The sequence below is a fragment of the Mesorhizobium sp. WSM4817 genome (genome assembly GCF_055811135.1).
This window is the reverse complement of the sequence record NZ_JBVVQQ010000045.1, coordinates 16,180-26,942: the sequence shown is the minus strand read 5'-3', so window position 1 is coordinate 26,942 and position 10,763 is coordinate 16,180. Positions and strand designations below refer to the sequence as shown.

Annotated in this window: 6 protein-coding genes and 4 pseudogenes; 5 read left to right on the top strand and 5 right to left on the bottom strand. The window is 60.4% G+C overall.

The annotated features are described in order from the left end of the window. A partial coding sequence (locus AC0L2K_RS32875) for a prolyl oligopeptidase family serine peptidase (protein ID WP_473533387.1) occupies window positions 1–176 on the top strand: 176 nt, incomplete at its 5' end. A gap of 875 nt (window positions 177–1,051) precedes the next feature. On the opposite strand, the pseudogene AC0L2K_RS32870 reads toward AC0L2K_RS32875, so the two are convergent. After that, a pseudogene (locus AC0L2K_RS32870) lies at window positions 1,052–1,270 on the bottom strand (helix-turn-helix transcriptional regulator). 465 nt (window positions 1,271–1,735) lie between these two features. Between AC0L2K_RS32870 and AC0L2K_RS32865 the strand changes: the two are divergent. Beyond that, complete coding sequence (locus tag AC0L2K_RS32865) at window positions 1,736–3,415, top strand: tetratricopeptide repeat-containing sulfotransferase family protein (protein ID WP_473533383.1); 1,680 nt, start codon at window positions 1,736–1,738, stop codon at window positions 3,413–3,415. A 336-nt stretch (window positions 3,416–3,751) separates the two neighbouring features. Here the strand turns inward: AC0L2K_RS32865 and AC0L2K_RS32860 are convergent, their stop codons facing one another. The 3 genes from AC0L2K_RS32860 to AC0L2K_RS32850 all read right to left on the bottom strand — a co-directional run bounded on the left by AC0L2K_RS32860 (window position 3,752) and on the right by AC0L2K_RS32850 (window position 6,729). Then, entirely contained in the window at window positions 3,752–4,885 is a 1,134-nt protein-coding gene (locus AC0L2K_RS32860) for a porin (protein WP_473533382.1), read from the bottom strand. Window positions 4,886–5,201: 316 nt separating this feature from the next. Next, the gene (locus tag AC0L2K_RS32855) at window positions 5,202–5,849 is read right to left on the bottom strand and encodes an antitoxin Xre/MbcA/ParS-like domain-containing protein (RefSeq protein ID WP_473533381.1); all 648 of its coding nucleotides are present in this window, start codon (window positions 5,847–5,849) and stop codon (window positions 5,202–5,204) included. A gap of 577 nt (window positions 5,850–6,426) precedes the next feature. Next, complete coding sequence (locus AC0L2K_RS32850; protein ID WP_473533386.1) at window positions 6,427–6,729, bottom strand: LysR substrate-binding domain-containing protein; 303 nt, start codon at window positions 6,727–6,729, stop codon at window positions 6,427–6,429. A 17-nt stretch (window positions 6,730–6,746) separates the two neighbouring features. Between AC0L2K_RS32850 and AC0L2K_RS32845 the strand changes: the two are divergent. Together AC0L2K_RS32845 and AC0L2K_RS32840 are read left to right on the top strand one after the other, a co-directional pair. After that, window positions 6,747–7,606: pseudogene (locus AC0L2K_RS32845) on the top strand (Tn3 family transposase); the annotation flags it as partial. A gap of 144 nt (window positions 7,607–7,750) precedes the next feature. Beyond that, window positions 7,751–8,255 (top strand): annotated as a pseudogene (locus AC0L2K_RS32840) (OmpW/AlkL family protein); the annotation flags it as partial. 673 nt (window positions 8,256–8,928) lie between these two features. On the opposite strand, the pseudogene AC0L2K_RS32835 reads toward AC0L2K_RS32840, so the two are convergent. Continuing rightward, a pseudogene (locus AC0L2K_RS32835) lies at window positions 8,929–9,138 on the bottom strand (transposase); the annotation flags it as partial. Between the two features lie 265 nt (window positions 9,139–9,403). Here AC0L2K_RS32835 and AC0L2K_RS32830 point away from each other — a divergent pair. Beyond that, window positions 9,404–10,609, top strand: coding sequence for an IS110 family RNA-guided transposase (locus AC0L2K_RS32830; protein WP_473533385.1), 1,206 nt, complete (start codon window positions 9,404–9,406; stop codon window positions 10,607–10,609). The last annotated feature ends 154 nt before the right edge of the window (window positions 10,610–10,763 follow it).

Sequence of the window (10,763 nt, the reverse complement as noted above, 5' to 3'; positions counted from 1 at the left end):
CCTCGCTGCAGCTTGCCGACCGACTCATCAAGGCGGGAAAAGATTTCGACATGGTCTATGTGCCTGGTGCCGATCACGGCGTGCCAGGCATCTATACTGAGCGCAAACTCCTGGACTTCTTCGTTCGCAACATTCTCGGTCAGACCCCACCCGACTGGGACACTAAACGAACATAGCTGCAAAAGAGCAAATCGTCACGATGATGCTTCGGCAGCTTCTGCCTATAGCAATCCTCGCGCCCCTTTTGTTGGCTATGATCGAGGCGGCAAGCGAGCGGAGAACCGCTCGGACGAGGGCCTGCGCCGATTCCTGCGCAACGGGCCTTAGCAAGACGGAAACAGGACGATTCCGACGCTCGACGGCCGCAAAGCGGGAGTTGAGGACATGGCACCCGGCCTCTGCCTTTGATGACGGTACGCTTCTGTCTAGCCTGCTTCGTTTTGCCTCCGCTCGCCAATCGCGGCTTTCCCCGGAAGCGGGACGGAAGCGGAGCTGGGCCGCGAGTTGCGACCGGAAGGGCCGCAGTCCAGGCGGACCGCATCCGAAGGACCGAAACGAAGAGAAGGACCCGAATCGAGAGCGAAGGGTTGCGGGATGCCGCGGCGGGCTTAGAAGGGAGTGCCGCCTACCCTGCGCCGCCGGGAGGCCCGACATGGAAGAGCTGCGCGGGTCTGACGACCCGCGCCAGGACGGGAGCCGAATGGCTGAGATGTCTGAGCCTGTCGAAAGAAAAGCCGTCGAAGGCGGAGCGCATCCGAAGGACCGGAACGAAGAGGAGGACCCGGAGCGGCAAGCGAAGGGTTGCGGGACGCCGCGGCGGGCCTAGAAGAGAGTGCCCCCACCGCGCGCCACCGGGGAAGGCCATCAAGGAAAAACCGCGACGGCCGAAGGACGGCGACCGTCATCAGCCGGCAGGCTGCCAGCGCCAGGGGGCGAAGCCGAATGGCCGAGACTGTCTGAGCAAGGCGAAGAAGAGCGGGCTCGGTTCACGAGCACCGGCGCGCGCCACAAGGCGCGCGGGCGCTCAGCAGTTTTCTAGAAGTCGAAAGTCTCAGGTCTGCCTGTCGGGCCGAACCAGATCCATGTGGGCTGACATCGAGGGCCGCTGCCAGTTCATGATCGTGACGATGGTCGGATTTTCTGCGGCCTTTTTCCAGACCGCTGATGTACTGCTGGCTGAATCCGGAAATCTCCGCAAGCTGCTCCTGCGTCAGACGCTTTTTTGCCTGATTTTCTGCACATTCCGTCCGATCAACCTGCTCATGTCCATGCACGAAGGTCAGCGGATTGGGCAGCTTAAATTTATCAACTATAATATGTAATCGACATCGTGGCGGCCATACTCCGGAGATAGAATTAGCGATGCTACAGCCGAAATTACGCCGATTGCTGACGAAGTTCTCTGGTCAGACATCATCACGAACTACGACAGGCAACAGCGCACCATTTACCTAGGCATCCTGCGTACAGGTAAGCGCCATTCATCACCGGCCACGCGAAACGGCGCAGCGGATGCGATCGCGCAGGTGATCGCGAGGATCGTTTCAGTCGGAGTGGACGCGCCATTGGCCGAATAGCGTGAAGGGAGGGCGCTGGCGCATGGCAAAACTCGTTCGAAAAGGGCCTTCTTGCTAGCGGCACAGTTAGCCGCGCAAGCTCCCGTCTTGGCTGCAGCATGCTGGATTCCCCCCGCTCTTTTTGCTAGCGAGATATCTCTTTTTGCTAGCGAGATCTCATGAACAATCGACTCCCGCCTGCCTGGTCAAAGCACATCAAGCCCGGACCCGCGCCGAAAGCGAAGGCGCCGGTAATGAACCCTTTGGCGAGCCCGCAGAAAGCAAGCGCCCAATCGCGTGCGCAGGCCGACGACGCATTGCTGAAACAGGCATATGCCTTTCAGCAGGCCAAGCGGCTCGACGAGGCTCAGGACCTATGCCTTCGGGTTCTGGAGCGCACGCCAAACCATCCGCTCGCCTTATACATCCTGGGGACCATATACCTGGGTTACGACGATGAGCGGGCCTTGCGATATTTCGCACGGGCGGTCGGCGAGGAACCTAAAAACCCCTACTACCACCTCAGCCTGGGCGAGGCCTATGTGAAGGTCAGCGAGTATGCGCCAGCAATCAAGCATATGCAGTACGCCCTGGAACTGCAGCCCGGCCTTATCGAAGCACTTTGTGCATTGGGGCGCACTTACACGGCGTTTGACAAGCCCGACATGGCTCTGCCGCTTTACGAGAAGGCGCTGAAAATCAACCGCGATCATCCCAAGGTGCGAGCCGGGCTGGCCAGCGCGCTCAGCGGCCTGGGGCGTATGGATGAAGCCGCAGCCTATCTGAAAGAAGCAATCCAACGTCGTATTGCCGTGCCGGCTGCCTACAATGATCTTGTACAGACCCGAAACTTCACCGAGGAGCCCGAGGAGCTCCAATCCATCCTTCGTGAGCTCGGCAATCCGAAACTTGGTTCGGAAGGCGCGCAGCAACTCCATCACGCCGCCGGCAAGGTGCTGAACGACCTCAAGCGCTATGATGAGGCATTCGACCATTTCAACAGGGCGAAACAGGCCTCCGGCCACAAGTTCGATATCGATCTGTATCGTTGGTGGATCGATTCGATGATTGAAACCTTCACGCCGGACTTTTTGGCTGCCCGGGCCGGCTATGGAAATCCTTCTGAAGTGCCTGTGTTCGTGGTTGGCATGCCCCGCTCGGGGACGACGCTCACAGAGCAGATCTGCGCCAGCCATCCCGATGTCCATGGCGCAGGGGAGCTTAGCAAACTAAGGCGGGTCGCGAATGCGATCGGTCTCAAGACATCATCGGCTGGAGATTTGAGCCAGCCAGTCACGTCGATCACAGAAGACCTGTCCAGAACCTTGGCCGAAGAGCATCTGTCCTATTTGCGGGAGCGGGCGCCGGCTGCACTTCGCGTCGTGGACAAGATGCCACACAATTTTGAACTGATCGGCCTTATCGGCCTTCTCTTCCCCAAAGCACGCATCATTCATTGCCGTCGTGACGCCATCGACAATTGCGTCTCCTGCTTCGTCCTCAACTTCAGCGAGGGGCACAGCTACAACACCGACCTGCAAACACTCGGCCTGTACTATCGCGAGTATGACCGCCTGATGCAGCATTGGAACAAGGTTTTTCCGGGCCTTATCTTCGAAAATCGCTACGAAACGCTGGTCGAGGACCAGGAAGCGCAGTCACGCCGCCTGATAGATTATCTCGGGCTGCCTTGGGACGACGCCTGCCTGCGCTTTTTTGACAGGGATGGTTCGGTCAACACGCCCAGTCGCTGGCAGGTTCGTCAACCGATTTACAAATCGTCCGTCAAGCGCTGGAAGAATTATGAAAACAAAATTCAGCCGCTGATACAGTCGCTGGGCGATCTTGCAGAGATTTGACTTGAGGTCGGCGATCCGCATTGTGTGGACCGCGGGGGTCGCAAGCGCATAGATTCGCGGGCCGATTTCTAGCGTGCGGCCGGCACCGGTCAGCATCCCTCCCTCCGTCATTTCCAGGGTCTGCGCTCCGCTTCGCGTCGCTCCGCCCTGGGCTAAGGAAGGCATGGTGGCTGATGCCCATTCGCCGGCGTTGAGATTTAGCAATTGAAGGCCGATCCAGCAAAGAACGACCATGGCTGGCATTGCCGGCGTCATGCATCGCGCAACGTGACAGCCACGCCGATGCAAAAAACCGGCGGTTGCCCGCCGGGTTCGATTTTAGTCAAACGCTACTGATTAGAACGAGCGCTGGAAGCGGAGGAGGCCGCCGAAGTTGTCGTCGTCATCGGCACCGGTCCAGTTGCTGACGGTCTCATCACCAAGATGAAAGTAGGCGGCTTCGGCCGTGATCGTCAGACCGGGGACGATATCGTATTCGATGTTCGCCACAGCGCCGAGATTCTCGCCCTCGTCATACGAGATTTGGGTGTTGAACCTGGTCTTCTCGTTGATGGTGTAGGTGCCACCGCCCCAAACTGCCCAATTGCCGCTCCACAGCTTGTACATGCCGCGGCCGTTGGCGGGGATCGCGAAGCCGCCGTCCGTGTAGTTGTCGTCCGTGCCGTAGCCGGCCATGATGAACAGCGACAGGTTCTCCATCGGGGTGACGTCGAGGCGAACCTTGCCGGCCACTTCTTCATAGTTGCTGTCGTAGGCAATGACGCCGGTGATCGCGCCCCAGCCCTGCGTCCACTTCACACCGCCGACGACATGCGGGACGTAGCTGTCGATCGTGAAGTCGCCGTACCCTTGTTCGAGCGAAACCACGGCGGAGAAGCCGTTGCCAGCGTCGAAGTAGTACTGGACGACGTTAGTGTCGAAGCCGCCGTAGGGAACCAGCGTATCGTTCAAGACGTTGCCGGCGTAGCCGCTGAACGTATCGAAGGCCGATTCGTCCTTACCGACGCGCAGCCCACCGAGCTGGATCCAGGCGAAGTTCAGCGAGACGCCTCTGTCGTAGGCTTCGTTGAGGAGCGGAGATGTATCGCCTTGGGTGTTGCGAAAGTTGAAGCGGGTCTCGGTGTACGTCTTCAACGTGCCGAGCTCGCTTTCCTGGCCGGTCCAGGTCTTCAGCGCGAAGCGAGCACGCTTCCAGTAAGTATCCTGATCGTCGCCATCCTCGACGTCGACGGTCCCCGCACCGAAGAATGTGCCGATATCACCCACGCCGATGTCGTAGCGGACATAGCCGCCGATGCGCAGGCAGGTCTCGGTGCCGGGGACGTAGAAGTAGCCGGCGCCGTAGACGTCGCAGATGCGGACGTATTCAGCGGGTTCCGGCTCGGCAACGACGACGGCGTCGGCGGCGCGCGCACCGGAAACTGCGACCAGTGCCGCAGCGGAGCCGAGAAGAAGGCTCTTGATGTTCATTTTGATCTCCTTGAATGATTTGAAAAGGGCGAGGACGTCGATGGACGAACCGCTCCCTTGTCCCCACGATCGAAAAAGATGCGCATCACGAAGCATCCTTCCCAGCTCGAACGCTATTCACCGGGTGGAATAGTGCAAGTTCAAACTCCGCCTTCCGACCAAGTCTTGCTGTATCAGTTGTATTTTTATCACGAAATTCTCAGTATTACTTGCACGAATTGAACAAATATACATTTATACAAACCGCACAATTGGTACATTGACTATTTGCGTACGCATCAAATGTGCACGAACAACCACCGACGCCTGACCAACGTCAGACAGCTCCAATCAGAGAAATGGCCTGGGCGGCCGATACAACGACTTCTGTGTTCGTACCTTCCCTGAGCAATTCGATAGGAACGCGGCCCTTGAGAAGAGGCGAGGGACTGATCAGCCATAGCCAAGCCAATCTGGGATCGGAGATCGAGGAGAGCACCTGCCGGATTCCGGGCATGGGCCTGCCGTCGATGAACTGAGCCAGGGGAAATACATGCTTGCGGGAGCCTCTTCGAAAGGCAACCACATCATTGTGCTGCTGCCACCAATGCAGCGTTGACCGCGGTATCCCAAAACGTCTCTCGAGATGCGTCGAGCCAGCAACTGGACCGGCCCACTCTGCAATGCGCGAGCCTTCTCTCGGGTAATCTTTCAGTACCGAATGCCCGAGCGGATGATCGGCTGGCCGGGGTCGCGAAGCGATCTCACACGCCTGAGCGTTCAGCCGTCGAGCTGCTTCGGCCTCCAGCCTGCCAAGCAATTCAGCGGCCACGGCAGTCAAATCGGCGGAAGCAGGCGCAACAGCTGCCCTGCCAACCTGCCTCGCCTCATCACATTGGGCGAGAATGCGCTGCACCTCCCTCAGGACAAAGCTTGAAAGCTCGCTCTGGCGCTTTTCATCCGCAAGATCACTCGACCCGGACATGTGTGGCTTTCCCAATAGTATTCCCTCAGCAAGCCGCTGAAAGAGCGTTGAAGACCTGAGGCTTTGAGGACGGCGATGTGTTGCGTCTTCGTATGCTCGCGACCTAGCAGCCGTCTTGCGGTCTCAACTTGTGCCTCTCAATAAAAAAAGGGGAGAACGTCGATGAACGACTGTCTTTGCCCCCCCACGATCAGCAAAGGAGGTCGGTGCCCCATCCTCGTTGGGGCACCGACTAGGCTTCCGGTTCGAAGCCTTGGGAGTTGATTTCAGACTGCCAGCCAGAATTCCGGCAGATGAATCTGGAAGCCGGAAGACCGGCCTCCGCGGCGCCGGATTGCGGGAGTATCAGTTTCCATCGTGGCCTCACCCTGCAGCGGAATGACCGGCATCCCGCCTCAAAAACAACCGTGGCTCCGCCGTCTGAAAAGGCGAGCCCGGCTTAATGTCGCGCTGATGATACGCGCCGGCAATAGCCTGAGAAGGCGCAAAAGGTTTCGCTGGCCTTAAACCCAGTTTATGTCAAGATTGCTCGTGCGCAAGCTCGTGAGGCGATAGGCAGGTTGAGGGGCAATTCAGGTCACGGGCGGAGTTCTTCAGACTGGGCGAGAAACCAGTCAACCAAGAGCTTGCACCTCTTGTTCTTGCTGGCATCCTCGCTGGCCAACAGAAAGAAGGCCCTGTCGGTCTGGATTTGGGTTGGCAATGGCCTGACCAGAAGGCGGCTGTTGAGCAACTGCTGGGCAGTCAGGGACCACCCCAACGCAATTCCTTCGCCAGCCAGCGCCGCTTGAAGCGTTAGCTGGTAATCATTGAACACGATATTGGGTTTGATGTCGCCGGCATCGCCGCCTGCCAGCTCGACCCATTCGGGCCAGTCCAGTCGCTTGCGAAAAGCATCGGACGAACGAGACCGCGATGCTCGCTCACCTGCGCAACAAGCGGCGTTCGGGCGACGTCTGGGTCGAGCGATCTTCCGCCTATCAGCGTTTCGACAGCTATCTCCTGCCGGAGCGAGCCGCCGCGCCGATCGTCGCCGAACTCGTGCTGCCAACCGCCGCCGACGAATGGCTCCAACAACGTGGCCGCGCGCTCGACTGCCGGCTGAAGAGGTTTGCGCAGCGCCTCAAACGGGAGCAGCTCGAAGGGGTGCGCTTTGTCGAGGATCGGCTGCAGATCTCGCCGGTTAAAACGGCGGTCCCCTGCGAAGCGGAAGCGCTCGCCGATCGGCTCGATGCGATAATGCCGCGCATTCGCATCACGGAACTCCTGCACGAGGTCGCTCGCGAAACCGGCTTCATGGCGGCCTTCACAAACCTGCGCACTGGCGAACGCTGCCCCAACGAGAGCGCTCTTCTCGCCGCCATTCCGGCCGATGCCACCAATCTCGGGCTCTCCCGGATGGCGGCCGCCAGCCAGGGTGTCACCCGCGACCAGCTCATCTGGACGCAGGATGCCTACGTCCGCGAGGATACCTATCGGGCAGCGCTCGGCACCATCATCAACGCTCAACGTCGCCTGCCAATCGCGCGGATCTGGGGCGATGGCACGACGTCACGCTCAGACGGGCAGTTCTTCCGCGGCGGAAAGCGCGGCGCCGAAGGCAGCGACATCAACGATCGCTACGGCGTTGATCCGGGCTTCAGCTTCTACACTCATGTCTCCGAACAGCACGGCCCTTATGACGTCAAGGTATTTCGGCGGCGACGCACGAGGCGCCTTATGTCCTCGATGGCTTGCTTCACCATGGGAGCAATCTGGGATCACATCGCCTTCTCCGGCGATTTCCTCTGGGATCGTGCCGCGAAGACAACCGACCGGAAACCGCTCAACCTGGCTGGAAAACAGCGAGCGCCATGACAGCGTTCAGGCTTCGTTCTACCTTAGCGTTGCTTAGCGGGGATTCGGGCTCCGTTGATACGGCGCCCGGCTCCGGTCTTTCCTATTCGAACACCGTGACGCCCGAACTCGATATCGCGTATTTCTTCACGGACAACGTCGCTGCCGAGCTTATCCTCGGCACCACTTATGCAAGCATTCAGGCCAAGGCTCGATCGCCGGGCTAGGGAAATCGGCAAGGTTTGGCTGCTGCCGCCCACACTGACATTGCAGTACCATTTTACCGATTTCGGCGCCTTCAAGCCCTATGTCGGCGCCGGCGTGAACTATACGATCTTCTATCATCAGGAAGCAGGCAGCGCCGATGATCTCAAGGTTAAGAACACGTTCGGCACCGCACTGCAGGTCGGGTTCGACTACATGGTGGACGAGCACTGGGACGTCAACTTCGACGTGAAGAGGCTTTTCCTGAGGCCAGACTTCGACGTCACCGTGGTCGGCGCCAAGCTGACGGGCAAGGCGGAGCTCGATCCCTGGCTGAAAGGCGCGGGTGTCACCTACCGTTTCTGACAACGGAATGCGAAAGCGGCTTACTCACAGCCGAGTCGAATGAAGGACGCCTCGTGCGCCCTTTTTACGGTCATCCTGCACGGGCGACGATTGTAGAAGCCGTCGTCGAGAGAGCGGTCGCCCTCTTCAAGCCAAAAGAAGCGTACCCATGGTGAACGCGGCGTCGACTAACGCCTGAAATGGAAGTGCTTAGAGGCTTTGGGTCGTTGATGGAATGCGGCGGCCAGACTCTTTGTTGCATCGGTCTCCGGACGTTAAGTCTGAGCTCATGCGCCTGTGCAAGGCCAGCACGGAGCTCCTCGGCGCCGACAAGATACCTGGTTCAGCCATGCTGCGACAGCTGCCAGCTCTTTTACTGCAGTACCCGGTGGGTGGCGCCCCTGAAGCATTCCTCGGCAGGCCAAGGCCTTCCTTTGCCCTAGCTTGGGCCACGGTACGGCGCCCGGCTTCAGCTCGGCAATGATGCGGTCTGGGACCTCCTGATAGAGGCTGGCGCCCGAGTGCCCGCCCTCGCCTGTCTCTCCGTTGGCGATACGCTTCTGTCTCGCATGCATCGTTTGTCCTCCCGCTCGTCAATCGCGACTTTCCCTGGAAGCCGGGTGGGGATCGTGCCCACTGGCGTGGTGTAGCTGACGGCATTGGACGCCGTGCTCTCCGGCATGGGCCGGACTGATCAGCGCGCCACTGCCAGGCTGATGAGCGGATCATCGCTCATCTGGCTGGTCTCAAGCGTCATGTAGCGGGCCCGCTGCACGGCCCATTCATCGTTCTGTTCGAGCAGCAAGGCGCCGACGAGACGGACGATAGCGTCGTCATTGGGGAAGATGCCGACGACCTCGGTCCTGCGCTTGATCTCGCCGTTGAGGCGCTCGATGGGATTGGTAACCGGTATGATCATGACGGTGCCACCTGATCCCCGCTGGAGATGAAAGGCTTTTGGCGTATGGTGCGACCATCCGGGACAGGGGCACCGGGAGCACGCCAAGTGCGGGCAGGCCGATGTATTCGATGAGCTGCGAGCTCGCGTTAGTAGCTGGCCGCCCCTGCGACCTGCCCGGTTGCGCCGAGAGCGCGGATCCGTAGGTGTCGCGTCGCCCGCCGGCTCCCGACTGTTTGAGGAGAGGGAGCTGATGAGACGTGTGATTGGAATGGACATCCACCGCACCTTTGCGGAGGTGGTGGTTTGGGAAGACGGCCGGCTGCGCCATCACGGACGGGTCGACATGACCCGCTCGGGGCTGGAAGGTTTCGGCCGCAGTTTGCGACGGACGGATGAGGTGGTCGTCGAGGCGACGGGCAACGCCATGGCAGTGGTGCGCGTGCTGTCGCCCTACGTCGACCGGGTGATCGTTGCCAACCCGATGCAGGTGAAGGCGATCGCCCATGCCAGGATCAAGACCGACAAGATCGATGCCGGTGTCCTGGCCCAGCTGCATGCCAGCGGCTTCCTGCCGGAGGTGTGGATTCCTGACGAGCGGACCGAGCGGCTGCGCCGCCTCGTTGCTCGCCGCAACCAGGTCGTGCGACACCGCACGCGAGTGAAGAACGAGGTGCACGGCATCCTGCAGGCGCATCTCGTGCCGAAGTGCCCGCATGCCGACCTGTTCAACCATCGCGGCCGGGCCTGGCTCGAGCGGCAGGCGCTTCCCGACGATGAAAGAGCCGCGATCGCACGGCACATCCGCGAGATCGACCGTCTGGCCGAGGATTTGGCCGACCTTGATCGCGACATCGCCCGGGAAGCGGTTGACGATCCGCAGGTCCGTCAGCTGCAGACGATCACCGGCGTCAATGCCATCGTCGCAAGCGGCATCATCGCTGCCGTCGCCGACATCCGGCGGTTCCGCGAGCCGCAGAAGCTGGTGAGCTACTTCGGCCTCAATCCGCGTGTACGCCAATCCGGTCTTGGCTTGGCGCAATATGGCCGGATCAGCAAACATGGTCGTTCCCACGCCCGCGCCATCCTGGTCGAGGCCGCGAAGGCGCCCGGACCGCTCAGGGCCTTCTTCTTACGCATCCGCAACAAGCGTGGCCATCAGGTCGCGGCCGTGGCGGTCGCCCGCAAGCTCGCGGTGTTGATCTGGCATCTGCTGACAAAGGAGCAAGACTACTTCTGGGCTCGCCCGGCGCTGGTCGCGGCAAAGCAGAGGCAGCTCGCTCTCAAGGCTGGCGCGCCGGGCGAGCGCGGTGTCGGTCGCCGCGGTTCGGCTTACGCCTACAACGTGAAGGAGTTGCGAAACAGCGAGAAAGCCGCGGCCGAGAATGCCGAGCGTGCCTACGAGCTGATGGTTCGGCATTGGCGGCCACGCGGGCCGAAGCGGCGCACGGACGCCACAAAAGAGGAACGACTATAAAGCTGCGTGGCGGCACTCTCATCCCCTCGCACCACTCTTTGCCACGTGGTCGTCCGTGCCGGACAAATATAGCATAGGGAATGTGCCGGCACGACCGCCGTCTCGGTCCGCTCCAGACTGGCGCCGTGCTCGACGCCGTCAAGGCGTGGCCTGG